This window comes from Mycobacterium asiaticum DSM 44297, assembly GCF_000613245.1.
GTDB lineage: Bacteria > Actinomycetota > Actinomycetes > Mycobacteriales > Mycobacteriaceae > Mycobacterium > Mycobacterium asiaticum.
This window is the reverse complement of the sequence record NZ_HG964936.1, coordinates 1,569,481-1,592,931: the sequence shown is the minus strand read 5'-3', so window position 1 is coordinate 1,592,931 and position 23,451 is coordinate 1,569,481. Positions and strand designations below refer to the sequence as shown.

25 protein-coding genes are annotated in these 23,451 nt (G+C 67.0%); 7 read left to right on the top strand and 18 right to left on the bottom strand.

The window, feature by feature from the left end; translation table 11 throughout:
* Positions 1 to 6: 6 nt before the first annotated feature.
* From BN972_RS07730 to dxr, 8 genes are all read right to left on the bottom strand, one after another.
* Positions 7 to 558 carry a hypothetical protein gene (locus BN972_RS07730; RefSeq protein WP_036356906.1) on the bottom strand — a complete coding sequence of 184 codons (552 nt, stop codon included), beginning with the start codon at positions 556 to 558 and terminating at the stop codon, positions 7 to 9.
* 74 nt (positions 559 to 632) lie between these two features.
* Positions 633 to 1,490 carry a type I methionyl aminopeptidase gene (gene map / locus BN972_RS07725; RefSeq protein ID WP_036354725.1) on the bottom strand — a complete coding sequence of 286 codons (858 nt, stop codon included), beginning with the start codon at positions 1,488 to 1,490 and terminating at the stop codon, positions 633 to 635.
* Between the two features lie 37 nt (positions 1,491 to 1,527).
* Positions 1,528 to 2,112 (bottom strand): DUF1707 SHOCT-like domain-containing protein, encoded by a 585-nt coding sequence (locus BN972_RS07720; RefSeq protein WP_036354722.1) that lies wholly within the window; start codon positions 2,110 to 2,112, stop codon positions 1,528 to 1,530.
* Between the two features lie 57 nt (positions 2,113 to 2,169).
* Entirely contained in the window at positions 2,170 to 3,981 is a 1,812-nt protein-coding gene (locus tag BN972_RS07715) for a penicillin-binding transpeptidase domain-containing protein (protein ID WP_036354719.1), read from the bottom strand.
* Between the two features lie 97 nt (positions 3,982 to 4,078).
* Positions 4,079 to 4,933 (bottom strand): GNAT family N-acetyltransferase, encoded by an 855-nt coding sequence (locus BN972_RS07710; RefSeq protein WP_036354717.1) that lies wholly within the window; start codon positions 4,931 to 4,933, stop codon positions 4,079 to 4,081.
* A 49-nt stretch (positions 4,934 to 4,982) separates the two neighbouring features.
* On the bottom strand, positions 4,983 to 6,155 hold the full coding sequence (ispG, locus tag BN972_RS07705; protein WP_036354715.1) for a flavodoxin-dependent (E)-4-hydroxy-3-methylbut-2-enyl-diphosphate synthase: 1,173 nt from the start codon (positions 6,153 to 6,155) through the stop codon (positions 4,983 to 4,985).
* A gap of 20 nt (positions 6,156 to 6,175) precedes the next feature.
* A complete protein-coding gene (locus BN972_RS07700) occupies positions 6,176 to 7,390 on the bottom strand; it encodes a M50 family metallopeptidase (protein WP_036354713.1) in 1,215 nt (404 codons plus the stop codon).
* Positions 7,391 to 7,409: 19 nt separating this feature from the next.
* Entirely contained in the window at positions 7,410 to 8,612 is a 1,203-nt protein-coding gene (gene dxr / locus BN972_RS07695) for a 1-deoxy-D-xylulose-5-phosphate reductoisomerase (RefSeq protein ID WP_036356903.1), read from the bottom strand.
* 121 nt (positions 8,613 to 8,733) lie between these two features.
* On the opposite strand from dxr, the gene BN972_RS07690 reads away from it, so the two are divergent.
* The 4 genes from BN972_RS07690 (at position 8,734) to BN972_RS07675 (ending at position 12,241) form a co-directional block, all read left to right on the top strand.
* The gene (locus BN972_RS07690; protein WP_036354706.1) at positions 8,734 to 9,384 is read left to right on the top strand and encodes a fasciclin domain-containing protein; all 651 of its coding nucleotides are present in this window, start codon (positions 8,734 to 8,736) and stop codon (positions 9,382 to 9,384) included.
* A gap of 111 nt (positions 9,385 to 9,495) precedes the next feature.
* On the top strand, positions 9,496 to 11,223 hold the full coding sequence (locus BN972_RS07685; RefSeq protein ID WP_036354703.1) for a cytochrome c biogenesis protein DipZ: 1,728 nt from the start codon (positions 9,496 to 9,498) through the stop codon (positions 11,221 to 11,223).
* A gap of 72 nt (positions 11,224 to 11,295) precedes the next feature.
* Positions 11,296 to 11,886, top strand: a complete 591-nt coding sequence (locus BN972_RS07680; protein WP_036354700.1) for a fasciclin domain-containing protein — start codon at positions 11,296 to 11,298, stop codon at positions 11,884 to 11,886.
* Positions 11,887 to 11,983: 97 nt separating this feature from the next.
* Positions 11,984 to 12,241: a DUF2631 domain-containing protein gene (locus BN972_RS07675; protein ID WP_036354697.1), complete on the top strand. Its 258-nt coding sequence runs from the start codon at positions 11,984 to 11,986 to the stop codon at positions 12,239 to 12,241.
* Positions 12,242 to 12,244: 3 nt separating this feature from the next.
* On the opposite strand, the gene BN972_RS07670 is transcribed toward BN972_RS07675, so the two are convergent.
* The 6 genes from BN972_RS07670 to pyrH all read right to left on the bottom strand — a co-directional run bounded on the left by BN972_RS07670 (position 12,245) and on the right by pyrH (position 17,370).
* Entirely contained in the window at positions 12,245 to 13,099 is an 855-nt protein-coding gene (locus BN972_RS07670; protein WP_036354693.1) for a cytochrome c biogenesis CcdA family protein, read from the bottom strand.
* 2 nt (positions 13,100 to 13,101) lie between these two features.
* Positions 13,102 to 13,614, bottom strand: coding sequence for a protein disulfide oxidoreductase (locus tag BN972_RS07665; protein WP_099051008.1), 513 nt, complete (start codon positions 13,612 to 13,614; stop codon positions 13,102 to 13,104).
* A gap of 275 nt (positions 13,615 to 13,889) precedes the next feature.
* Positions 13,890 to 15,005, bottom strand: coding sequence for a 23S rRNA (adenine(2503)-C(2))-methyltransferase RlmN (gene rlmN / locus BN972_RS07660; RefSeq protein ID WP_036354686.1), 1,116 nt, complete (start codon positions 15,003 to 15,005; stop codon positions 13,890 to 13,892).
* Between the two features lie 13 nt (positions 15,006 to 15,018).
* Positions 15,019 to 15,945 carry a phosphatidate cytidylyltransferase gene (locus tag BN972_RS07655; RefSeq protein ID WP_036354683.1) on the bottom strand — a complete coding sequence of 309 codons (927 nt, stop codon included), beginning with the start codon at positions 15,943 to 15,945 and terminating at the stop codon, positions 15,019 to 15,021.
* A 33-nt stretch (positions 15,946 to 15,978) separates the two neighbouring features.
* Positions 15,979 to 16,536, bottom strand: a complete 558-nt coding sequence (frr, locus tag BN972_RS07650) for a ribosome recycling factor (protein ID WP_036354680.1) — start codon at positions 16,534 to 16,536, stop codon at positions 15,979 to 15,981.
* A 66-nt stretch (positions 16,537 to 16,602) separates the two neighbouring features.
* Positions 16,603 to 17,370, bottom strand: a complete 768-nt coding sequence (pyrH, locus tag BN972_RS07645) for a UMP kinase (protein WP_036354677.1) — start codon at positions 17,368 to 17,370, stop codon at positions 16,603 to 16,605.
* 258 nt (positions 17,371 to 17,628) lie between these two features.
* On the opposite strand from pyrH, the gene mbp1 reads away from it, so the two are divergent.
* A complete protein-coding gene (gene mbp1, locus BN972_RS07640) occupies positions 17,629 to 17,865 on the top strand; it encodes a microaggregate-binding protein 1 (protein WP_036356898.1) in 237 nt (78 codons plus the stop codon).
* A gap of 177 nt (positions 17,866 to 18,042) precedes the next feature.
* Positions 18,043 to 18,759 (top strand): winged helix-turn-helix domain-containing protein, encoded by a 717-nt coding sequence (locus BN972_RS07635; RefSeq protein WP_036356897.1) that lies wholly within the window; start codon positions 18,043 to 18,045, stop codon positions 18,757 to 18,759.
* A 4-nt stretch (positions 18,760 to 18,763) separates the two neighbouring features.
* On the opposite strand, the gene BN972_RS07630 is transcribed toward BN972_RS07635, so the two are convergent.
* Positions 18,764 to 19,699 (bottom strand): lysophospholipid acyltransferase family protein, encoded by a 936-nt coding sequence (locus tag BN972_RS07630; protein ID WP_036354676.1) that lies wholly within the window; start codon positions 19,697 to 19,699, stop codon positions 18,764 to 18,766.
* Between the two features lie 129 nt (positions 19,700 to 19,828).
* Positions 19,829 to 20,509 (bottom strand): MPT63 family protein, encoded by a 681-nt coding sequence (locus BN972_RS07625; RefSeq protein ID WP_065140392.1) that lies wholly within the window; start codon positions 20,507 to 20,509, stop codon positions 19,829 to 19,831.
* A 280-nt stretch (positions 20,510 to 20,789) separates the two neighbouring features.
* On the opposite strand from BN972_RS07625, the gene BN972_RS07620 reads away from it, so the two are divergent.
* Positions 20,790 to 21,209 (top strand): MarR family winged helix-turn-helix transcriptional regulator, encoded by a 420-nt coding sequence (locus tag BN972_RS07620; RefSeq protein ID WP_036354673.1) that lies wholly within the window; start codon positions 20,790 to 20,792, stop codon positions 21,207 to 21,209.
* Positions 21,210 to 21,213: 4 nt separating this feature from the next.
* Here BN972_RS07620 and BN972_RS07615 read toward each other — a convergent pair whose 3' ends face one another.
* Together BN972_RS07615 and tsf are read right to left on the bottom strand one after the other, a co-directional pair.
* On the bottom strand, positions 21,214 to 22,614 hold the full coding sequence (locus tag BN972_RS07615; protein ID WP_036354671.1) for an amidase: 1,401 nt from the start codon (positions 22,612 to 22,614) through the stop codon (positions 21,214 to 21,216).
* A 17-nt stretch (positions 22,615 to 22,631) separates the two neighbouring features.
* Positions 22,632 to 23,447, bottom strand: coding sequence for a translation elongation factor Ts (tsf, locus tag BN972_RS07610; RefSeq protein WP_036354668.1), 816 nt, complete (start codon positions 23,445 to 23,447; stop codon positions 22,632 to 22,634).
* Positions 23,448 to 23,451 lie beyond the last annotated feature (4 nt).

The following is a 23,451-nucleotide window of genomic DNA, read 5'->3' as shown; positions in this document are numbered from 1 at the left end:
GCGCCGTTACCAGCCGCTGGTGCGCAGCACGATCTCGGTTGCCAGCTGCGCCGTCGACTCGTGTGCGTTGCGGCGTCCGAGCAGATCGACCACCCGGTAGTCACCGAAGACGAACCGCTGGCCTTCCCGGGCCGCCTCCCGTGCGGCCGGGGAGCTGACCAGGACGGTGGTCGCGATCTCCACCGGCGGGCAGTTGTCGTCGCGAATCGCGCCGGTCGGGTCGGGTACCCGCGGATGGGCGCGGTCGATGGCGACCAGGCCGGCGAACCGGCCCAGTTTGGTCGCTGCGAGTTTCCAGGCCAGGTCGGCGCTGTCCCGGTCGCCGACCACCACCGCCCAGGAGATGCCCAGCGAGTCCAGCAGTCCGATCACCGATTTGGCGGTCAGCCGCGGGTCGGCGCCGACGACGACGGTGCGCAGCGATGCGTTGTGCAGGCGTTGGCAGAGTGCGTCATACGCGCCGGGCGGGCGTTGCTCGGCCGCTAGCAGGACGACGACGGTGCCATTTTCCGGCCCGGACACTGCCACCGGGACCGCGAATCCTTCGAGCGTCGTCATCAAGTTGGGCACTCCCGAAAAGTTACCGCAGTTTGGCCGGTTGCGTGTGCCCGAACATCGGCGGACGGATCACCTCAGGGCAGGGTGAGGATCTCGGCGCCGGTGTCGGTGACCAACAGCGTGTGTTCGAACTGTGCGGTCCACTTGCGGTCCCGGGTGACCACCGTCCAGCCGTCGTCCCAGATTTCGTAGTCCAGCCCACCCAGATTGATCATCGGCTCGATGGTGAAGGTCATGCCCGGCTGGATGATGGTCTCGACGGCGGGCTGGTCGTAGTGCAGGACCACCAGACCGTTGTGGAACGTGGTGCCGATGCCGTGGCCGGTGAAATCGCGAACAACGTTGTAGCCGAACCGGTTTGCGTACGCCTCGATGACGCGGCCGATCACCGACAGCGCGCGTCCCGGCTTGACGGCTTTGATGGCACGCATGGTGGCCTCGTGGGTGCGTTCCACCAGCAACCGGTGCTCTTCGGAGACGTCCCCGGCCAAGAAGGTCGCGTTGGTGTCGCCGTGCACGCCGTTGATGTAGGCGGTGACGTCGATGTTGACGATGTCGCCGTCTTCGATCACGGTCGAGTCGGGGATGCCGTGGCAGATGACCTCGTTGACCGAAGTGCAGCACGATTTGGGAAAACCCTTGTAGCCCAGCGTCGATGGATAGGCGCCATTATCGACCATGTACTCGTGTGCGATCCGGTCGAGTTGGTCGGTGGTGACGCCGGGTGCGACAGCCTTGCCGGCCTCCTGCAGCGCGCGGGCCGCGATCCGGCCGGCCACCCGCATCTTCTCGATAACCTCGGGCTCCTGCACCCATGGCTCGCTGCCCTCTTTGGCGGTCGGCTTGCCGACGTATTCCGGTCGCGCGATCCACTTGGGCACCGGCAGCGTCGGGGACAGCACGCCGGGAGAAAGCGCGGTACGAGCAGGCATGGCAGACAGCTTAGCGATTCGGGCTGCTTACCTGCGCTCAGAACCGGGGACGGCGCAGCAGCGCACGGCGCGGCCCGCGGATGATCACCGAGCCGAACACCACCTGGCCGGTCAGGATCACGTGGGGATTGCCCTCGGCCGGCGGGTCTTTGCGGCGGTCGCTGGCGCTGCCCACGTAGGCCTCGACGTCGTCGATCGAGGCGCTGGCCCCCTCGGGCAACCGCAGATCCAGCGAGCCGAACTTCATGTCGATCTCGATGACCACGACCGGCCCGGCGAACCGCGCCTTGGTCAGGTCCAGGTCGATGTTGCCGAATCGCCGGACCAGCGACAACCGGGTGGGCACCGTCCATTCGCCGTGACGCTTGAGGGAACCCGCCCAGCCGCGCAGTTCCACCCGGTCGGTCGCGGAGGTGACGATCGCACCCGGCCCGGGCAGGTCGCTGACCAAGCCGTCCAGCTCATCACGGGTCCGGGCGAAGGAGACCCCGCGCGAGCGCTGCTCGAACTCGTCGATGTCGATCAAGCCGAGTGCCAGCGCGTTGTTCAGTCGCCGCATGGTCCCGTTGCGGTCGGCGTCCGACACCCGCATCGACACCATGTCCCCGCCGGACTCAGTCATCGCGGCCCCCGGAAGCTCACTCTCGCAACTTACCGCGACCCGATCACCGAGGCCGCCTCAAGCCAGGTAGCCCGGGGGGAGGGAGTCGAACATCACCTTGGTCATCCGGACCGCGTATTCCGAGCTGCCGCCCCCGACGATGAGCGCGGCGAACGCCAGGTCACCGCGGTACCCGGCGAACCAGGAGTGCGACCCACCGGCGAACTCGGCCTCCACCGTCTTGCCGTACACCTCGCCGCAGCCGGCGATGTCCTTTGCGGTGCCGTTGGTGACCACCAGCCGCATCATCGGCCGCAGCGCCTCGACCATTTTCGGGCTGATCGGGGTGTTGTCGCCGGCGACTGCGGTCGGCCGGCCGACGATCAGTTGCGGCACCGGGGTTTTGCCTGCGGCGACCGTGGCCGCCACCAGCGCCATGCCGAACGGGCTGGCCAGCACGCGGCCCTGGCCGAAGCCGTCCTCGGTGCGCTCAGTCAGATCTACCGTGGGCGGCACCGAGCCGGTCACCGTCGTAATGCCCTCGACCTGGTAGTCCAGGCCGATGCCGTACCGGCTGGCGGCCTGGGTGAGACCGCGCGGCGGCAACTTGCTACTCAGCTCGGCGAAGGTGGTATTGCACGAGCTCGCGAACGCCCGCGACAACGGCACCACACCGAGGTCGAAGCCGCCGTAGTTCGGGATGGTGCGGTGGCCGATGTCGAGGTGCCCGGGGCAGCCCAGCATCGTGTTCGGGGTGGCCATGTCCCGTTCGACGGCGGCGCCCGCGGTCACCATCTTGAATGTTGACCCGGGCGGGTAGAGGCCGGTGGTGGCCAGCAGGCCCTCGGAGTTGGCGCCGGCGTTCTGGGCGACCGCCAGGATCTCCCCGGTCGACGGCTTGATCACGACCAGCATCGCTTTGCCGCCCCGGGTGTCGACCGCATGCTGAGCGGCGTCTTGCACGGCCCGGTCCAGCGTGATCGACACCGACGGCGCCGGTGAACCCTCGACCTCGTGCAGGACGGCGACGTCGACGCCGTTCTGATTGGTGCTGACGATGCGCCATCCGGCCTGGCCGTCCAGCTGATCGACCACCGCCTTCTTGACTTCCGCCATGACCGCCGGCGCGAAGTGCGGATCTGTGGGGAGCAGTTCGGCTTGTGGGGTGATCACCACACCGGGCAGCGTGCCGATGGCCGGGAAGACTTTGTTGCTGTCGTCGGGCAGCAGCGTCACCAGATCGACCGGCTTGGTCGTCGAGCTGGCCATTTCGGCCAGCAGTTGCGGGTCGTTCAGGGTGTCGTTGAACGGCCGCAGCGCGTCCACGACGGCGTGTGCGGTTTCGATCAGGGCGGGTCCGGCCTGGCCGGCGTCCAGCGCGTAGTGGTAGATGTAGCCGGGCGCCAGCACGTCGGAGCCGCCCAACTCGTTCACCGAGGCCCGCCGCGGCTGGTCGGCGCGCAGCGCGAACGTCTGGTGCTCACCCAGCTTGGGGTGCAGCCCGGTGGTCGCCCATCGGACCTGCCAGTGTCCCTCGTCGCGGGCCATCTTCAGCTGCCCGTCGTAGGTCCAGGTCCGGTTCTTCGGCAGGTGCCAGGTGAAGCGGTAGGCGACGGTGCCGGTGTCCTCGGCGTACTTAGAGCTCAGCACCTGCGCGTCGAGATGGGTGGCCTGCAGGCCGGCCCAGGCGGCGTTGAGCGCTTCGCGGGCGTCGTTGGGGCTGTCGCTGAGCTGCGCGGCCGTCGCGGTGTCGCCGACGGACAGCGCAGCGAAGAACTTCTCCGCCGTCGGGCCGGGCCCTTCGGGCTTGGGGGTGCAGCCAGGCAGCGCGATCACCGCGACCAGCAACAAGCCTGTGACAGATGAGGCCAAAGTTCTTCTAGTTACCATCGTTACTGATGTTATGAACAGATGCCGTCACCGCATCGCCGACACACCGAGATCGAACCGTGACGCGCGCGGGTCGGACAGTGCTAGTCCAGCTGTGCTAGTCCAACAAAACCGTGGCGAAAGTCCCGACTTCCTTGAATCCCACCCGCGCATAGGCGGCGCGGGCCACCGCATTGAAGTCGTTGACGTAGAGGCTGGCGATCCGCCCGCTGCCGACGATGACCGCGGCCAGCGTCGCCGTGCCCGCGGTGCCGATGCCCAGCCCGCGCCGCTCGGGGTGCACCCACACCCCTTGGATCTGCCCGACGGACGGCGACTGCGAGCCCACCTCGGCCTTGAAGACCACCTGGCCCTGTTCGAAACGGGCCCAGGCCCGCCCGGCCGCGATGAGGCTGGCCACCCGGCGGCGGTAGCCCCGCCCGCCGTCACCGACTCGCGGGTCGACGCCGACTTCACCGATGAACATGTCCACGGCGGCCACCAGGTAGGCGTCGAGTTCCTCGGGCCGTACCTGGCGCACCTCGGTGTCGAGCGCACAGCTCGGGTGGGAGTTGAGCGCCATCAGCGGTTGGTTGTCGCGCACGTCCCGCGCCGGCCCCCAGGCGGGTTCCAGCCGCTGCCACATGGGCAGCACCAGGTCGGCCCGACCGACCAATGACGAGCAGCGGCGCGCCGTGCTCTTGGCCTCGTCGGCGAACGCCCTCAGGTCGATCAGGTTGCCGCGCAGCGGAATCAGGTTCGCGCCGGCGAAGCACAGCGATTCCTCGGCACCGCGTACCGTCCACAGTTCGCCGCCGATCGAATTGGGTTCGACGCCGTAATCGGCGACGCGCGCGGCGACCATGCACGATTCGACGGGGTTGTCGCCCAGCACCTTCCACACGGTGGCGGCGTCACGCACCACCGATACCCGTCGCTCGCCGACAAGGCGCAAGATGGGCGGAGCCGACATCGGGAAACTCTCTGTGGTGCGAACCGAGGGCCAGTGAGCTGTGGCCCTATCAGCTTACGGTCACAATAGGCGAACCGCTTGCTGCCGTCCCCGGATCCGTTTCCGATTCCTCACCCATTTGCTCGGCGAGCCGCATGGCTTCCTCGATCAGCGTCTCGACGATCTGCGCCTCGGGCACGGTCTTGATCACTTCGCCCTTGACGAAGATCTGGCCCTTGCCGTTGCCGGAGGCGACGCCGAGGTCAGCCTCGCGCGCCTCGCCGGGGCCGTTGACGACGCAACCCATCACGGCCACCCGCAACGGGACGTCCAGGCCGTCCAGACCGGCGGTCACTTCGTTGGCCAGCGTGTAGACATCCACCTGGGCGCGCCCGCAGGACGGACAGGACACGATCTCGAGCGACCGCGGCCGCAGGTTGAGCGACTCGAGGATCTGGGTGCCGACTTTCACTTCCTCGACCGGAGGTGCGGACAGGGACACCCTGATGGTGTCGCCGATCCCGCGCGACAGCAACGCACCGAAGGCGACGGCGGACTTGATCGTCCCCTGGAAAGCCGGGCCGGCCTCGGTGACGCCGAGGTGCAGCGGGTAGTCGCACTGTGCGGCCAGTTGCTCGTAGGCGGCGACCATGACCACGGGGTCGTTGTGCTTGACGCTGATCTTGATGTTGCCGAAGCCGTGTTCCTCGAAGAGCGAGGCCTCCCACAGCGCCGACTCGACCAGCGCTTCGGGGGTGGCCTTGCCGTACTTCTGCATGAACCGCTTGTCCAGCGATCCCGCGTTGACGCCGATGCGGATGGGGATGCCCGCGGCGCCGGCGGCCTTGGCGACTTCGCCGACCCGGCCGTCGAATTCCTTGATGTTGCCCGGGTTGACGCGCACCGCGGCGCACCCGGCGTCGATGGCGGCGAAAATATATTTCGGCTGGAAGTGGATGTCGGCGATGACGGGGATCTGGCTGTGCCGCGCGATCTCGCCGAGCGCGTCGGCGTCCTCCTGCCGGGGGCAGGCCACTCTGACAATGTCACAACCCGCCGCAGTCAATTCCGCGATCTGCTGCAGGGTCGAGTTGACGTCATGCGTCTTGGTGGTGCACATCGATTGCACCGAAATCGGATAGTCGCTGCCGACCCCGACGTCGCGAACCATCAGCTGACGGGTGGTTCGCCGAGGGGCCAGCGTGGGCGCCGGAGATTGCGGCATGCCCAGGCCAACGGTCACTTCTTTTTCGCCTTCTCTCTCTATTGGAAGAGCCGGATCGGGTTGACCAGGTCAGCGGTGACGGTCAACAGCATGTAGCCGACCACGAAGATCAGCACCACATAGGTCGCCGGCATCAGTTTGAGGTAGTTCACCGGCGCCGCCGCCACCTTGCCGCGTGCCGAACGGATCATGTTGCGCACCTTCTCGAACAGCGCAACAGCAATGTGGCCGCCATCAAAAGGCAGTAACGGCAGCAGGTTGATGGCGCCGAGGATCAGATTCAGCTGCGCCAGGAAGAACCAGAACGCCACCCACAGGCCGTGGTCGACGGTGTCGCCGCCGATGATGCTGGCGCCGACCACGCTCATCGGCGTCTGCGGGTCACGCTCGCCGCCGCCGATCGCGTTGAACAACGCCCCGACCTTGGTCGGGATGGCGGCCAGCGACTTGCCGACCTCGACGGTCAGCTGGCCGGCGAACGCGAGGGTGCCCGGCACGGCCGTGAGCGCGTTGTACTGGGTCGGCTCGTTGCGCGGTGCGCCCACGCCGATGGCGCCGACGGTGGCGGGCTGAACCTGGTTGCCCTGGCCGGTGGGGATGTAGCGCCGGGTGCTTTCGACGGTGACGCTGGTGGTGATGGTCTTGCCGTCCCGCTCGACGACCACCGGAACGGTGCCGTGCAGCTTGCGCACCGCCGTCGCCATCTGCTCGAACGTGGAGACCGGGGTGTCGCCCACCTTGACGACGACGTCACCGACCCGGATCCCGGCGAGTGCGGCAGGGCCCTGGCCGTTGCACTTGTCGAGCTTGCCCTGCGAGACCTCCTGCGCGACACACCCGGTTTCGCCGACGATCGCCTTGTTAGACGGGTGCAGGTTGGGCAGGCCCCAGATCAGGGCGATCGCGTAGAGCAGCACCAGGCAGATGACGAAGTTCATCCCCGGGCCGGCGAACAGCACCGCGACCCGCTTCCACGTCGCCTGCTTGTACATGGCCCGGTCTTGCTCGTCGGGCGCGAGCTCTTCGACCGGCGTCATGCCGGCGATGTCGCAGAAGCCGCCCGCAGGGATGGCCTTGATGCCGTACTGGGTTTCCCCGCGCCGGGTGGACCACAGCGTGGGACCGAACCCGACGAAGTAACGCCGCACCTTCATTCCGGTGGCCCGCGCCGCCCACATGTGGCCGCATTCGTGCAGCGCGACCGAGATGAGGATGGCAAGTGCGAACAGCACAATGCCGATAACGAACATCATCAGCCTGTTACGACCTTTCTTACGCCAAGCCGGAAACTCTGACCGGCGCCGAGCCAGCGGTAGCGACCGCGCGTTGCGCTCGCTCACGGGCCCAGCGCTGCGCCTCGAGTACCTCATCCACGGTAGCGGGTGGAACGGCCCATTGGTCGGCGCCGTGCAGCACGTCGGCAATGGTGGCGACAATCGCCGGGAATCGGAGCCGGCCCTCGAGGAAGGCCTGCGCCGCCTCCTCGTTGACCGCGTTGTACACCGCCGTCAGGCAGCCACCGGCCTCGCCGGCGTGCCGAGCGAGCTCGACGGCCGGGAACACATTGCTGTCCAACGGCTCGAATTCCCAGCTGGAGGCGGTGCTGAAGTCGCAGGCCAGGGCGGCTCCGGCGACCCGGCGCGGCCAGCCCAGCGCTAGCGAGATCGGCAGCTTCATGTCCGGCGGGCTGGCTTGCGCGATCGTCGACCCGTCGTTGAAGGTCACCATCGAGTGGACGATCGACTGGGGGTGCACAACGACCTCGATGCGGTCATAAGCGATGCCGAACAACAGGTGGGTTTCGATGAGCTCGAGGCCCTTGTTGACCAGCGACGCCGAGTTCAGCGTGTTCATCGGCCCCATCGACCAGGTGGGATGCGCGCCGGCCTGTTCCGGGGTGACGTGTTCGAGGTCGGCCGCTGACCAGCCGCGGAACGGACCTCCCGAGGCGGTCAGCACCAGTTTGTCGACCTCGTCGGCGGCGCCGCTACGCAGGCACTGCGCCAGCGCGGAGTGCTCGGAGTCGACGGGCACGATCTGTCCCGGGCGCGCCGCCCGCAGCACCAGCGGGCCGCCGGCAACGAGTGACTCCTTGTTGGCCAGCGCCAGCCGGGCCCCGGATTCCAGCGCGGCCAGCGTCGGCCGCAACCCCAGCGCACCCACCAAGGCGTTCAGCACGACGTCCGCCTCGGTCTCCTGCACCAGCCGGGTGACGGCATCTGGGCCCGTGAAGGGGATGTCACCGGCCCGCTCGGCGGCATCGGCGTCTGCAACCGCGACATTGGTCACGCCCGTGGCGGCGCGCTGCTGCAGCAAGGTGTCGAGGTTACTTCCGCCGGCGGCGAGTCCGACGACCTCGAAGCGGTCCGGGTTTGCCGCGATGACCTCAAGGGCCTGGGTACCGATCGAGCCGGTGCTGCCCAGCACCAGCACTCGCACCCGACCTTCGGCGGCCCCTTCACCGGACATAGTCACCCACCCATTGTGCCGCTTTTTGCTTTTCGGACCCATCCGCAACCTGCCTCGCTCCGAATGACTCAGTGCAGGGGCGACGGCCGTCGTCTCAAAACCATTCTGGTGCAAAGGAATTGGAGAGATGAACACACATGCCAAGACAATCGCCGCGGCGGCGCTGGCAGCGCTGGCGCTCGCGGGGTGCTCGAGCGGCAAACCCGCGGCGCAGGTGAGCCCCGCGGCGGCGCCCAGCATGAACGCCACGGCAGCACCCAGCCCCGCCAAAGCGGATCCGGCCGCCGACCTGATCGGCCCGGGTTGCTCGGAGTACGCCGCGCAGAACCCCACCGGCCCGGGATCGGTCACCGGCATGGCGCAGGACCCGGTAGCCACCGCGGCGTCGAACAACCCGATGCTGACCACGCTGACCTCGGCGTTGTCCGGCAAGCTCAATCCGCAGGTGAACCTGGTCGACACTCTCAACAGCGGCCAGTACACGGTGTTCGCACCCACCAACGCCGCGTTCGACAAGCTCCCGGCGGCCACCATCGACCAACTCAAGACCGACGCCAAGCTGCTGAACAGCATTCTGACTTACCACGTCGTCTCGGGTCAGGCGAGCCCGGCCAAGGTTCCCGGCACCCACAAGACGCTGCAGGGCGCGGATGTCACCGTGACCGGCGCCGGCAACGACCTGAAGGTCAACACCGCGGGCCTGGTGTGCGGAGGGGTGCACACCGCCAACGCGACGGTGTACATGATCGACACGGTGCTGATGCCGCCCGGTCAATGAAGGTTTGCCGTTTCGGCGTCGGAGCAAAGGCAGCCCACTTCCGAGTGGGCTGCCTTTGTTTTGGCCGGCCGCTGAACCAATCCGGGGCCGGTGCCGTGACGAATAACTGACATGTGGACTCTTGCGTTGATCGGATTTCTCGGCGGCCTCATCACCGGAATATCGCCGTGCATCCTGCCGGTGCTGCCGGTGATCTTCTTCTCCGGCGCAAATAGCACTGCGCCAACACAATCCGACGGCGCGGTAGCGGTTCAGACCAAGCCGACCCGGACGGCCGCATCGCGGCCCTACCGGGTGATCGGCGGCTTGGTGCTCAGCTTCAGTGTGGTGACCCTGCTCGGGTCCGCCATGCTGTCCGCGCTGCACCTACCGCAAGACGCCATTCGCTGGGTGGCCCTGCTGGCGTTGGTCGCAATCGGCCTCGGCTTGATCTTCCCGCGCTTCGAGCAACTTCTCGAGCGGCCGTTCTCGCGTATCCCGCAGAAGCAAATAGTCACTCGCGGCGACGGTTTCGGGCTCGGCCTGGCGCTCGGGGTGCTGTACGTTCCGTGCGCGGGACCGGTGCTGGCCGCAATCGTGGTCGCCGGCGCCACCGCGAAGATCGGCGTCGGAACCGTCGTGCTCACCGGCACGTTCGCGGTGGGCGCCGCGTTGCCGCTGCTGTTCTTCGCGCTCGCCGGGCAACGGGTGGCACAGCGCGTCAGCGCATTTCGTCGTCGCCAACGCGAGATCCGGATCGGCGCGGGACTCGTCACGATCCTGTTGGCGGTCGCGCTGGTGTTCAACCTGCCGGCCGCGCTGCAACGTGCCATCCCCGATTACACGGCATCGCTACAGGACAGGGTCGGCGGCACCGAACCGATCCGGCAACAGCTGGGTGGCATCGTCACCGACCAGAACGTGCAGCTGTCGAACTGCAGTAACGGCGGTACCCGGCTCGAAAATTGCGGCGCCGCACCGGATCTGCGGGGCATCACCGGCTGGCTCAACACACCGGGCGGGCAGCCTGTGGTGTTGAATGCGTTGCGCGGCAAGGTGGTGCTGATCGACTTCTGGGCCTATTCCTGCATCAACTGCCAACGCGCCATCCCGCATGTCGTCGGCTGGTATCAGGCCTACCACGACCGTGGACTGGAAGTCATCGGCGTGCACACTCCCGAGTACGCGTTCGAGAAAGTGCCGGAGAACGTCGCCAAGGGTGCGGCCGACCTGGGCATCAAATACCCAGTCGCACTGGACAACAACTATTCGACGTGGACGAACTACCGCAACAGCTACTGGCCCGCGGAATACCTGATCGACGCCAGCGGCACCGTGCGCCACCTCCAGTTCGGCGAGGGGGACTACGACGCCACCGAAGCTCTGATCCGGCAGTTGCTCTCAGACGCCAAGCCCGGCACCCAACTCCCGGCCCCGGTGGACGCGCCGGACCTGACGCCGAAGACGTTCACCACCGCCGAGACCTACTTCGCCGTCGGCAAGGCATTGAACTACGGCGGCGGCGGTGTGTATGACGAAGGATCGGCAACGTTCCGCTACCCGCCCACCCTGGCGTCGGACAGCTTCGCCTTGACCGGTCCCTGGTCGCTGGACTACCAGGGCGCGACGGCGGCCGGGGAGGACTCGGCGGTCAAGCTCAACTACCACGCCAAGGACGTCTATGTCGTCGTCGGCGGCACTGGCACCCTCACGGTGCTGCGCAACGGCAAGCCCACCGTGCTCCCGATCAGCGGACCGCCGACGTCGCACCAGATCGTCGCCGACACTGCGCAGTCGGCCGGGACCATCGAGGTGCGGCCGAGCAAGGGATTGCAGCTTTTTTCGTTCACCTACGGCTGAGACCCGTCCGGAATCCGATCCGCTCCGAATCAGCAATGTCGGGGACAGCCAGCACTCAATGAGGAGAACGACATGAAAGCTCGAAGCTCGATTGCAAGAACCGGTTTCACCGCCGCGCTGATGGCCGGCGGGGTGGCCTTCGGTGTGGCCCTGGCCCCCACCGCTGCGGCCAGTGACCTGGTGGGCCCCGGTTGCGCGGACTACGCAGCCACCAACCCGAGCGGACCGGCATCCGTGCAAGGCATGTCGCAGGTGCCGGTTACCGAGGCCGCGGCCAACAACCCGATGCTGACCACGTTGACCTCGGCCCTGTCAGGCAAACTCAACCCGCAGGTGAACCTCGTCGACACCCTCAACAGCGGCCAGTACACGGTGTTCGCACCCACCGACGCCGCGTTCAACAAGCTGCCGCCGGCCACGATCGAGCAGCTCAAGACGGATTCGGCGCTGCTGAACAACATCCTCACCTACCACGTCGTGTCGGGCCAGGCCAGCCCGGCCCGGGTGTTGGGCACGCACAAGACCCTGCAGGGCGGCACCGTCACGGTGACCGGCCAGGGCAACAACATCAGGGTGAACAACGCCGGCCTGGTCTGCGGCGGAGTGTCTACGGCCAACGCGCAGGTGTACATGATCGACACGGTGCTGATGCCGCCCGCGTAACCGGTCACGGCGATTCCCCCGGGTGCTGACCTGCCCCGGGGGAATCTGCCTGTGCCAGAATGAGGCAGTCCGAGTCCAGTCCGAGCGGAGGATCCCCGTGCCCAGTACCGAGGTGGAACGCTTCACCGGCGACGTCGACGAAGCCGAAGTGCCGTCCGCGCAGTGGGGATGGAGCAGGATCAACTACCGCACCTGGTACGGCGTGGGCATCTTCGCGGTCATCTTCCTGCTGGCGATGCTGCACGGCAACCACGTCGGGCACGTCGAGGACTGGTTCCTGATCGGATTCGCCGCGCTCACATTGTTCGTCCTGGTGCGCGACATCTGGGGCCGTCGGCGCGGCTGGTTGCGCTAACGCTCAGCCCTGACGCGTCTTGGCCTTGCGGCCGAACCGGCTGATGACGATCGCGGCCGTCACCACGGCGCCCGCCATCACCAACCACGGCCAGCCGCCATGCTGGTGCACCCAACCCGCGAGCGTGCCCTGTAACCGCCCGGCCGCCATTATCAAGGGATCCCGCGGGTCGCCGTTCGCGTGGAACAGCCGTATCTCGTAGAGGCCGTAGTAGCCGACGTAGCCCCCGACCAGCACCAACAAGGCTCCGCTGACCCGGTTGACCAGCGCCAGCACCGACCGCATGCGGTCGATCAGCGCGGAGCCCGCCGTAGCCACCGAAATGGCGAGGGCACCCACGACGAGCGTCAAGCCGCCGATGTAGGCGGCATAGACGGTGATCCTGTCGAGTATCGTGCCGCCCCGCAACCCAGCGCCGGTGACCGCCAAAAATGGGCCGACCGTGCACGACAGCGAGGCGATCGCGTAACTGATGCCATAGCCGTACATGGAGCTCAGGCGCGCGGTCGGCGCCCAGCGGGGGCCGAACGGCTTCAGCGCCGTAATCTCGCGACCGGCTAGCAGCCACCCGCCAAGCAAGATGAGCAGGCCACCGATCAGCACCGTCACGAACGGCAGGTATCGCTGTACCGAAGAGGCCGCCGAGATGGTCAGCGCTCCGAACGCACCGAAGACCGTGACGAACCCCAGCGCCATTCCCAGCGTTGCCGCCAAGGCGCGCCCGATCGCAGTTACCGGCGCCGTGCGCTGCCCGCGAACCACCAGAACCAGGTAGGCGGGCAGCATCGCAAATCCGCACGGGTTCAGCGCGGCAACCAGTCCGGCGGCGAACGCCAACCCAATCAGGGGCTGATTCAACGTCAGGACAGCGCGGCGACCCGGCCGGCCAGCTCCTGCTGCGACATGGCCGAGGTGGTGTTGTTGACGAAAGTGGAGGTGCCGTCGGCGCGGTAGAACACCCAGGCCGGTTGCCACGGCACGTTGTAGCGCGCCCAGATCGCACCGTCCGCGTCGTTGAGGTTGGTGAAATTCAGGCCGTATTTGGCGACGAAGCCCTGCATCTGGCCGACGTCCGAATGTGCGGCTATACCAACGAAAGTCACACCCGGGTTGGCGGCCGCCACCTGGCTCAATCCGGGCGCCTCAGCATTGCAGAACGGGCAGAACGGCGTCCAAAACCACAGCACCGACGGTTTGCCCTGCAGCGTGGCGCCGTTGAACGGTGCGCCGCTGAGGGTGGTCGCGGTGAAATTCAGGCGTTCGTCTGCCGCGTCCGCGCGCGGTGCCGTGCCCAGTCCGAGCAAGAGCACGGTGGCGATCGCGATCGTTATATACGTCTTGAGCGGGGAGAACAGTTTCATGGCACACCTCATTCGCTGGCATTTGCCTGATCACGTATTGCCCGCTGAGCATGGTTCAACACCTGTGCGCGTGGCGCCTGGATGTGCCGTCAGTCGCGCGTGGCCTCGAGATTGAAAATCTGCAGGGGTTTACTTGAACTTTGGCTGCAGATTTTCAGTCTGGGCGGGAACGGTCTAGCCTTCGGCGGCCAGCTGTCCACACGCTCAAGCCGAACGGCCTGTGCTCCAGCTACCCGCCTTCGGCGGCCAGCTGTCCACAGGCTCAAGCCGAACGGCCTGTGCTCCAGCTACCCGCCTTCGGCGGCCAGCTGTCCACAGGCCGCGCTGATCTCCCGGCCGCGCGTGTCTCGCACCGTGCATGAAACCCCTTGCGCGCGAACACGTTTGACGAACTCACGCTCCACCGGCTTGGGGCTGGCGTCCCAGTCGCTGCCCGGCGTCGGGTTGAGCGGGATGAGGTTGACGTGCGCCAGCGGCCCCAGCGCCCGGTGCAGTCGCTTGCCCAGCAGGTCGGCCCGCCACGGTTGATCATTGACGTCGCGGATCAGCGCGTACTCGATCGACACCCGCCGGCCCGTCACGTCGGCGTAGTAGCGGGCGGCCTCGAGCACCTCACTGACCTTCCACCGGTTGTTCACCGGCACCAGTGTGTCGCGCAGCTCGTCGTCGGGTGTATGCAGCGACAGCGCCAGGGTCACGCCGAGGCGTTCGTCGGCCAGCTTACGGATCGCCGGTGCCAGCCCGACCGTCGAAACCGTCACCGACCGCGCCGAGATGCCGAAGCCGGACGGCGGCGGCTCGATGATGCGACGCACCGCGGCTACCGTCCTGGCGTAATTGGCCAGCGGCTCCCCCATCCCCATGAACACCACATTGGACAGTCGCTGCGGTTGGGGTCCGAAATCGTCTCGCAATGCCACCGCGGCGGCGCGCACCTGCTCGACGATCTCGGCGGTCGACAGATTGCGGGTCAGCCCGCCTTGGCCCGTCGCGCAGAACGGGCAGGCCATGCCACAGCCGGCCTGCGAAGAGATGCACACGGTGTTGCGCTGCGGGTAGCGCATCAACACCGACTCGACGGTGGCACCGTCGCCGGCTCGCCACAACGTCTTTCGCGTCTGGCCGGCGTCGCAGGTCACCTCGCGCACCGCGGTGAGCAGCGTCGGGAACATGGTGGTCGCGACCTGGTCGCGCACCGCGGCGGGCAAATCGGTCATCTGGTGCGGGTCGGCGATCAGCCGTCCGTAGTACTGGTGGGCGAGCTGTTTGGCCCGGAACGCCGGCAGGCCGAGCTCCGAGACGGCGGCGGCGCGGCCATCGGCATCGAGATCGGCGAGGTGCCGCGGCGGTCGCCGAACGGAGCCGCGCGGCGACGGCTCTTCGAACATCAATTGTTGAACCATTACCAGTCCAGTATCAGGGCAACAGCGTCAGAACGGTCCACGCGGCCACCGCCGAGGGCAGGATGCCGTCCAGCCGATCCATCAGACCGCCGTGGCCGGGCAGCAGCCGACCCATGTCTTTGATGCCAAGATCACGCTTGACCTGCGATTCGATCAGGTCGCCAAGCGTCGTGGTGAGCACGAACAGCAAACCCAGCAGTGCACCGACCCACCATTCCTTGCCGGCCAGGAACGTGGCGGTAAGGACGGTCGCGGTAATCCCGCACACCAGCGAACCGGCGAAACCCTCCCAGGACTTCTTCGGACTGATTCGCGGAACCATCGGATGTTTGCCGATCAGCGCCCCCACCGCGTAGCCGCCCGTGTCGGAACAGACGACCGCGATCATCATGCAGAAGACCCAGCCCGGCCCGTGTTGCGGGTCGTAGACCAGCATCGCCGCGAAGGACGCGAACAGCGGCACCCAGGCGCACAGGAAGACGGTCGCCGAGACGTCGCGCAGGTAGTTGCTGGGTGGCGGCGCGCCATCGGCACCGTGGATGTCGGGCGAGTGCTTGTCGGTCATGAACAGCCGCCAGATCATGCAGATGACGACCATCCCGCCGAACCCGGCGACCGCGCCGACGGCCCGGTACGGCCACGTCAGCCAGACGGTGACCTGGCCGCCGACCAGCAGCGGGATGACCGGGATCAGATAGCCGGCCTCGCGCAGCCGGCGCACCACCTCGTGGCTGGCCACCAAAGCGGCCATCGCGCAGTACAGCACCCAGACATGCGGCACCCACAGCAAGGTCGCAATCAGGACCGCGCCGATGCTCGCCCCGACCGCGATCGCGGCGGGCAGATCGCGGCCAGCCCGCGAGGTCTTCTTGTCTGGCTGCTGTGAGGCGTCAACCGGCTCGTCGGGCGTGCTGCCGGCGTCGGCTTCAGTAGCTGCCACGGACGTGGATGGACTCAACCGCTGGACAGGTCCTCAGACCTCCAGCAGCTCGCCTTCTTTGTGCTTGACCAGTTCGTCGATCTGGGCGACGTACTGGTGAGTGGCCTTCTCCAGGTCCTTCTCGGCGCGGCCGACCTCGTCCTCGCCGGCCTCGCCGTCCTTGCGGATGCGGTGCAATTCCTCCATCGCCTTGCGACGGATGTTGCGCACCGAAACGCGCGCGTCCTCGCCTTTGGCCTTGGCCTGCTTGACCAGGTCGCGCCGGCGCTCTTCGGTCAGCTGCGGGATGGCCACCCGGATGATGGTGCCGTCGTTGGTGGGGTTGACGCCGAGGTCGGAGTTGCGGATGGCCGTCTCGATGGCGTGCAGCTGGCTGGCCTCGTAGGGCTTGATCACCACCATGCGCGCCTCGGGCACATTGATGCTGGCCAGCTGGGTGATCGGGGTGGAGGCGCCGTAGTAATCGATGACGATCCGGTTGAACATGCCAGGGTTTGCGCGGCCGGTGCGAATGGTCGAGAGGTCGTCCCGGGCCACCGATACGGCCTTCTCCATTTTCTCCTCGGCGTCGAAGAGAGCCTCGTCTATCATCTTGCGCCGCTCCTCCTCATCGTTTGCCTCTGCATCGTCACCGCGCGCGGTTTGCGCGCCTTCCCCTCAGGTGGTGACCAGCGTCCCGATCTTCTCACCAGCGACCGCGCGGGCGATATTGCCGTCGGTCAGCAAATTGAAAACCAGGATCGGCATGCCATTGTCCATACACAGACTGAACGCGGTGGCGTCAGCCACCCGCAAGCCCCGGTCGATGACTTCGCGGTGGCTGATCGCGGTGAGCAACTCCGCTTCGGGGTTCTCGCGCGGGTCGTCAGCGAACACCCCGTCCACCGCTTTGGCCATCAGGACTACCTCGGCGCCGATCTCCAGCGCTCGCTGCGCCGCGGTGGTGTCGGTGGAGAAGTACGGCAACCCCATGCCGGCGCCGAAGATCACCACCCGGCCCTTTTCCAAGTGGCGGACCGCCCGCAACGGCAGATACGGCTCGGCGACCTGGCCCATGGTGATCGCCGTCTGAACCCGGGTCGCGATGCCTTCCTTTTCCAGAAAGTCTTGCAGCGCCAGGCTGTTCATCACGGTGCCCAGCATCCCCATGTAGTCCGAGCGGGTGCGTTCCATGCCGCGCTGCTGCAGCTGCGCCCCGCGGAAGAAGTTGCCGCCGCCGATCACGACGGCAACCTGTACGCCGCCGCGGACCACCTCAGCGATCTGCCGAGCCACCAGCGCGACGACATCGGGATCCAGTCCCACCTGTCCGCCGCCGAACATCTCTCCCCCGAGTTTGAGCAGCACCCGCGAATACTTGGACGGGGAGCCGGAAACCGAATGGGCGGGCACACCGTTGCTGCTCGTCGGCTTTGGCTCCGTCATCGATCTCCTCGCACGAGATTGCCAACCCGGCAACGACCCGGGGCGGCGCGTCTCAATCCTGCCTCATTGCCCTGCTCTGGCGTGGGCGGGGTGCACTATTGCGCGCGCATGTTTGATCCTGCGCCGGTCCGGGAATTCGCTGCGAGCGGCGGTCGACGCGGTCTTGCGAAGTTGAGGACCCGCACCGCCGCGCACTTGCCGGTCGCTCGTTCGATCGGCGTTTTTGGGCGCTCGGTACGGGTAACTGAGGAGGAAATCATGGCGGACAGCAACTCCGGACCTGCGGAAGCGGTCAAGGGCGTCGTCGAGGACGTCAAGGGCAAGGCCAAGGAGGTCATCGGGACGGTGACCGGGCGGGGCGACCTCGTCAACGAGGGTGAAGCACAGCAGGACAAGGCGGAGGCACAGCGCGACGCGGCCAAGAAGGAAGCGCAGGCCGAGGCGGCCCGCAGCGCCGCGCAGGTCGCCGAGGAACGCCAGAAGTCCAACCAATAGAAACTTGTCTCAGGATGGGCCCGGTCTGGAATCTCGGACCGGGCCCATCGAACTTTCCGGGACCGGTTCGGCCCACCCGGTCGTAACAAAACTGGAATAATCGCACGATGAGAGGGGTATTCGGACCGCTGTCGGGGGGAGCTCCGCGGAGGTGGCTACGGGTCGGGGGTGCGCGAGGTGGATGTGCTTCTGTTCACCGACGACGCCGACTTCCGGGTCACCCTGCCGGATTTGGATACCTTTGCGCTTACCGTGCGCAGCCTCCCCCTGGACACCGCACACCACGAGGCCGCCGAAGGTGCTGATGTAGCGATTGTTGACGCCCGCACCGATCCGGTGAGTGCCCGGCGGGCGTGTCGCTGGCTGACTGCCAATGCGCCCGCGGTGGCCGTGGTCGTCGTCGTTGCCCCAGCCACATTGAGCGAGGTCGATGTCGACTGGAACTACGACGACGTAGTGGTGGCCGCCGCCGGCGCGGCCGAGATGCAGGCACGCTTGCGACTGGCGGTGCAGCGGCGACGTAAGGCCATCGGCGGCACCTTGGAATTCGGTGACCTCCGACTGCACCCGGCCAGCTACACGGCGTCGTTGGCCGGACGGGACCTGGATCTGACGCTGACCGAGTTCAAATTACTCAATTTCCTCGTGCAGCACGCCGGCCGGGCGTTCAGCCGGACCCGGTTGATGCACGAGGTGTGGGGCTATGAGAGCAACGGCCGAGTCCGGACCGTCGACGTGCACGTGCGGCGACTGCGCGCCAAACTCGGTGCCGCACATGAGTCGATGGTCGACACCGTGCGCGGCGTGGGCTACATGGCAGTCTCTCCGCCGCTGCCCCGCTGGATCGTCCTCGAGCCGGTCCTGAAGCCCGCGTGGGAACCGGTCGCTCGCTGAGTCCTCAGCCGAAGACGGGCAGGGCACGCTTGCGCGCTAGCGCATCCATGCCACGTTGGATGCTGTCCTGCACCTCCCGGTACTTGGCCTCGACGTACGCGTCATCATCGGCGCGGGCGGCGTCGTTATCCAACTCGACCGGCGGCATGAAGCGAGTCCTGATCTTGGCGGGCAGCGGCAGTTGCGGCAGGGCCGCAGGCGCGATGCCCCAGGGCAGCGATATCGCCACTGGAAATACCTTTAGCCGCAGCAACTTGTCCAGCCGCAGCGCCCGCGACAGGCGATCTCCGCGGATCAACACAGGCATCGCGTCGGCCCCGCCTACGGTGGCGATCGGGACAATCGGCACCCCGGCCCGGATCGCCATCTTCACGAACCCCTTGCGACCGGCCAGGTTGGCACGGTCGCGTTCGATCCATGGGCGAAGCGAATCCACCTCCCCGCCGGGCCACAAAGCGACGTCTCGTCCCTCGGCAAGCGCGGTGGCGATCGCGTCCGGCGCCGCGGGCAACACACCCATCGCCCGAAAGTAACGACCGATTCCCGGGATGGCCATCAGCGCGTCGTGGGCGGTCCCGTGCAACGGCCGTTCGGGCCCGAAGCGCCGCCACCACTGCAGTCCCACCGTCCACGCATCCCACACGAACGGGGCACCGGAGTGGATTCCGATCAATAGCACGGGTGCCTCGCCGATGTTCTCCCAACCGTCGATCTCCATCCGGAACCAGTAATCCACCAACGCGTTCCAGAAGAACTTCTGGCGGTGCATGGTGGCCTCGTCCTGCCCTTCCAGGTCCCACTGGCCGGCCCGCTGCGCCACCCAACCGCTGATGCCTCCCTCTTGCTTCTCGCGCTTGCGCTGCATGGACGCACGGGCTTCGTCAGCTTGGCGCTGAGCTTGGTCGACAACTTCCGAGGGCCGGTGATCGCTGTGAGTCATGTGTTCTCGCATACCCAGATCACCCACACACAATTCAGATAATCTCGGCCTCACAACAGCAGCCACCCCGCGCCAAGGGCGTGGCGCGGGGTGGCTGAGGGGTTGGTCAAGCCTGGTTAGGCGTGAGCCTTAGGCCTGTTCCGGCGACTCAGGCGTTACCGGTCCGGGGACCTGGTTGGCCTGGCCGGGCACGGCGTTCGGCTGGCCCGGAGCCGGGTTGGGGTTGACCTGGTTGGGAGCCGGGTTCACCTGGCCGGGCACCGTGTTGGGCTGACCGGGCACGGTGTTCGGCAGCTGCTGGCCGGGCACCGAGTTGGGCGCCGGCAGGCTGCCCGGGCTGGTCTCCCACACCAGGACGTCCTGGACGCCGTCGTTGTAGACGACTCCGGTCGGGGCGGGACCGGTCACGTCAAAGTAAATCTTGCCGGTCGCGGTGTTGCCCTGCGTGATCGGGGCCGGGCTGAGACCCTGCGGGGTGGCCGGCACGCTGATCACCCGGTAGTTCTGGCCCTCGGCGCGGGCGTTGAAGTTGGACACGACCGGCGTCACCACACCGCTGTTGGCCTTGACGTTCACGTCGGCCTGCCACAGCTGGCCCTTCGGGGTGTAGCCAGGAATGGTGATGTTGGCCGGCTGCAGGTTGCTGACGGTGTAGTCAGTCACCAGTGGGCCGTCGACCAGAGTCTCGGGTGTGCCAAGTCCCTCAACGATGGTGGGCGCGGACGACGCAGTGGCTGCGCCGAAAAGGCTCACCGCCGCTATGCCGGCGGCGCCAAGGGCCGTCTTTGCAGTGGTTTTGGTGAACTTCACGCTGAGAATCCTCTCCGTTGGGTTTCGTTGCACGCGGTCAGCAACTCTTCATCGGGCGCTCAACCGCACGCTTTTCCGCATTGCCGCTGAATTGCAGGCTCAAACACGCGCATCTACGGGAATGCCCTTTGAACACGCCCTGACCTGCACAGACGCTCGGATTTTGATTTAAGCCACATCCCATTTCCGCCACAGCATTCACACTGGCATCAGGCGCGGCAATTCAAATTGCAGGCAAAGCTGCGAGGGAAAGGGCCGTCAGTATGTCAAGATACTTGATATGACCGAAGGTCGCGATGCCCCGCTGGGCTACCTGCTATATCGAGTGGGGGCCGTGCTGCGACCGGAGGTCTCGGCCGCATTGACCCCGCTGGGGCTCACCATCGCGGAATTCGTCTGCCTGCGGATACTCTTCCAGTCCCCTGGGTCGTCGAGCGCCGACCTGGCCCGGCGCGCCAATGTCACACCGCAGGCAATGAATACGGTGCTGCGCAAGCTGCAGGACCTAGGGGCGGTGGAGCGGCCGGCGTCGGTGTCCTCCGGCCGGGCACTGCCGGCATCGTTGACCGCCGCGGGCCGCGCGCTGTTGCAGCGCGCCGAAACCGTCGTCTTTGCCGCGGACGCCCGGTTGCTCGCCCGGTTGACCGACGCTCAGCAGCGGGAGTTCCGCCGCATGCTGGAGACGCTGGGTGCGGACTGAGCGGTCAGTCCTGGATCCGGGTCCACGGGCTGGCCTCTTCGAGCTCGAAGGCCAGTTCGAGCAGCCGCGCTTCGGCGCCGACGGCCGCCGAGAGCATCATGCCCACCGGCAGGCCGTTGGCGGACTGAGCCAGCGGCAACGAGATCGCCGGGTCGCCGGTGACGTTCTGTAGGGGCGTGAACGCCACCCAACGTGACAGCCGGTCGATGACCTGGTGGTAGTCGCTGGGATCCAGATAACCGATCTGGGGCGGCTCGGCAGCCACCGTCGGGGTCAGGACGGCGTCATAACTGGCGTACAAGGGTGCGCTCTGCCGCCGCGCGCCGCGCAGCCGCACGATCGCCCGGGGTATCCGGTGCAGGTTACGACTGGCGTGCCGAGCCAATCCCAGGGTCAGGTTGTCCAGCCGGGACGGGTCGAACGTCTTGCCAAAGGTGAGCCGGCCAGTACGCAGCTGTGCCAGCGCCAACAGACCCCAGTAGAGCACGAAGTCGTCGCCGAACGTGCTTGCCACGGGCGGGGCATCGAGGTGCTCGATGCGGTGGCCGAGTTCCTCGAGCAGGGTGGCGGTCTTCAACGTCAGGTCCGTGACTTCGGCGCTGGATTCGTAATCGACCGAACGGGTCAGCACGGCGATCTTCAGCCGCTGCTTGCCCGGCCGGCTGACATCGCCGATTGGGGGCAGCTTGCGTGCCCGGTACGCGCGTTCGGCCTCGCGGAAGAACGCGGCCGTGTCGCGCACGGAGCGGGTCACCACACCGTTGGCGACAATCACCACCGGCAGCCGGCGCAACTCGGGGTCCAGCGGCAACCGGCCGCGTGACGGCTTGAGTCCCACCAGACCGTTGCAGGCGGCGGGAATGCGGATGGAGCCGCCGCCGTCGTTCGCGTGTGCGATCGGCACCACTCCGGCAGCGACGAAAGCTCCCGACCCCGACGAGGAGGCACCCGCGGTGTATTCGGGGTTCCACGGGTTGCGCACTGGCCCGAGGCGCGGGTGTTCGGCAGCGCCGCTGAACCCAAACTCCGATAGCTGGGTCTTGCCCAGCGAGATCAGCCCGGTGCCGAGCACCACTCGCGCAACTTCGCTGTGCGATTTCGCCGGGTAGGGGGTCCAAGCGTCGGTGCCACGCATCGACGGCTGACCGGCGACGTCGACGTTGTCCTTGATGAAGGTCGGCACGCCGCAGAAGAAGCCGGTGACCTCGCGTGACGCTTCCTCGCGCGCGGTGTCGTAGGACCGGTACGCCAGGCCGTTGAGCTGTTCGTTGACGGCCTCGCTGCGCGCGATCGCCGCCTCGACGACCTCATGCGGACTCAGCTGTCGGGATCGCAGTGCCTCGGCGAGCCCGACAGCGTCCAGCTCGCCGAGGGCGTCGTCGCCGAAAGCGTGTACGCGAGGCATGGCCGCTCGCCCGCCCGTCAGGCCTGGCCGACCTCGAACCGGACGAACCGAGTCACGGTGACTCCGGCCTCGTCGAGCAGCGCCTTGACGGTCTTCTTGTTGTCCGACACCGAGGGCTGCTCCAGCAGCACGGTGTCCTTGAAGAAGCCGTTCACCCGCCCCTCGACGATCTTGGGCAGCGCCTGCTCCGGCTTGCCCTCGGCCTTGGCGGTCTCCTCGGCGATGCGGCGCTCGCTCGCGACGACGTCTTCGGGCACGTCCTCACGGGTAAGGTAGCGCGCCTTGAGCGCGGCGATCTGCAGCGCCACTGCGTGAGCGGCCTCGGCGTTGTCGCCGCTGTACTCGACCAGCACACCAACGGCGGGCGGCAGGTCGGCCGAACGACGGTGCAGGTACGTCTCGACGGTGCCGTCGAAGATTGCCACCCGGCGCAGCTCCAGCTTTTCGCCGATCTTGGCCGAGAGCGCAGCGATGGCCTCCTCGACCGTCTGCCCGCCGGCGCTGGCCGCCTTCAAGGAGTCGACATCGGTGGCCTTGGCGGACACCGCGGCTTCGACGACCTTGTTGGCCAGCTCTTGGAACTCCGCGTTCTTGGCGACGAAGTCCGTCTCGCAGTTCAGCTCGATCAGCGCGCCGTCCTTGGCGGCGACCAGGCCTTCGGCCGTAGCCCGCTCGGCGCGCTTGCCAACGTCTTTCGCGCCCTTGATGCGGAGCGCCTCGACGGCCTTGTCGAAGTCACCGTCGGTTTCCACCAGCGCGTTCTTGCAGTCGAGCATGCCAGCACCGGTCAGCTCCCGAAGTCGCTTGACGTCGGCAGCAGTGTAGTTCGCCAATGCT

Coding starts and splice junctions, on each gene's coding strand:
- BN972_RS07685 (WP_036354703.1), top strand. CDS start 9,496: ATGTGGACTCTTGCGTTGATCGGATTTCTCGGCGGCCTCATCACCGGA.
- BN972_RS07690 (WP_036354706.1), top strand. CDS start 8,734: ATGAACACACATGCCAAGACAATCGCCGCGGCGGCGCTGGCAGCGCTG.
- rlmN (WP_036354686.1), bottom strand. CDS start 15,005: ATGGTTCAACAATTGATGTTCGAAGAGCCGTCGCCGCGCGGCTCCGTT.
- BN972_RS07630 (WP_036354676.1), bottom strand. CDS start 19,699: ATGACTCACAGCGATCACCGGCCCTCGGAAGTTGTCGACCAAGCTCAG.
- BN972_RS07720 (WP_036354722.1), bottom strand. CDS start 2,112: ATGACTGAGTCCGGCGGGGACATGGTGTCGATGCGGGTGTCGGACGCC.
- BN972_RS07680 (WP_036354700.1), top strand. CDS start 11,296: ATGAAAGCTCGAAGCTCGATTGCAAGAACCGGTTTCACCGCCGCGCTG.
- frr (WP_036354680.1), bottom strand. CDS start 16,536: ATGATAGACGAGGCTCTCTTCGACGCCGAGGAGAAAATGGAGAAGGCC.
- BN972_RS07665 (WP_099051008.1), bottom strand. CDS start 13,614: ATGAGGTGTGCCATGAAACTGTTCTCCCCGCTCAAGACGTATATAACG.
- BN972_RS07700 (WP_036354713.1), bottom strand. CDS start 7,390: ATGATGTTCGTTATCGGCATTGTGCTGTTCGCACTTGCCATCCTCATC.
- BN972_RS07730 (WP_036356906.1), bottom strand. CDS start 558: ATGACGACGCTCGAAGGATTCGCGGTCCCGGTGGCAGTGTCCGGGCCG.
- BN972_RS07620 (WP_036354673.1), top strand. CDS start 20,790: ATGACCGAAGGTCGCGATGCCCCGCTGGGCTACCTGCTATATCGAGTG.
- map (WP_036354725.1), bottom strand. CDS start 1,490: ATGCCTGCTCGTACCGCGCTTTCTCCCGGCGTGCTGTCCCCGACGCTG.
- BN972_RS07715 (WP_036354719.1), bottom strand. CDS start 3,981: ATGGTAACTAGAAGAACTTTGGCCTCATCTGTCACAGGCTTGTTGCTG.
- pyrH (WP_036354677.1), bottom strand. CDS start 17,370: ATGACGGAGCCAAAGCCGACGAGCAGCAACGGTGTGCCCGCCCATTCG.
- mbp1 (WP_036356898.1), top strand. CDS start 17,629: ATGGCGGACAGCAACTCCGGACCTGCGGAAGCGGTCAAGGGCGTCGTC.
- BN972_RS07710 (WP_036354717.1), bottom strand. CDS start 4,933: ATGTCGGCTCCGCCCATCTTGCGCCTTGTCGGCGAGCGACGGGTATCG.
- BN972_RS07615 (WP_036354671.1), bottom strand. CDS start 22,614: ATGCCTCGCGTACACGCTTTCGGCGACGACGCCCTCGGCGAGCTGGAC.